Annotated in this window: 1 tRNA gene; it reads left to right on the top strand. The window is 34.3% G+C overall.

Annotated elements, in window-relative coordinates:
* Nucleotides 1-159 precede the first annotated feature (159 nt).
* Nucleotides 160-235: transfer RNA gene (locus tag ATCC9714_RS16585), tRNA-Ala, on the top strand.
* Nucleotides 236-344 lie beyond the last annotated feature (109 nt).

Genomic DNA, 344 nt, shown 5'->3' with positions numbered 1-344 from the left:
GTAACAAGGTAGCCGTATCGGAAGGTGCGGCTGGATCACCTCCTTTCTAAGGAGTAATTACCTACTGTTTAATTTTGAGAGTTCTTAAAAAACTTTCAAAAAAATATTGACAAAGATATATATATGTGTTAATATATTTCATGTCAAAAAACGAAATATGGGGGTGTAGCTCAGCTGGGAGAGCACTTGCCTTGCACGCAAGGGGTCAGGAGTTCGATCCTCCTCATCTCCACCAGTAGTATTTTATATACTATTTAGTACTTTGAAAACTGCATAACATTTAGTGATGATTAAATAAACCAATTATAAGAGAAGACAACTCTTAAAAAAATAACACTTTTAAT

It is taken from the genome of Paraclostridium sordellii (genome assembly GCF_000953675.1).
GTDB classification, from domain to species: Bacteria; Bacillota; Clostridia; order Peptostreptococcales; family Peptostreptococcaceae; genus Paraclostridium; species Paraclostridium sordellii.
The sequence above is the reverse complement of the archived record's forward strand: the minus strand, read 5'-3'. Positions and strand labels throughout refer to the sequence as shown.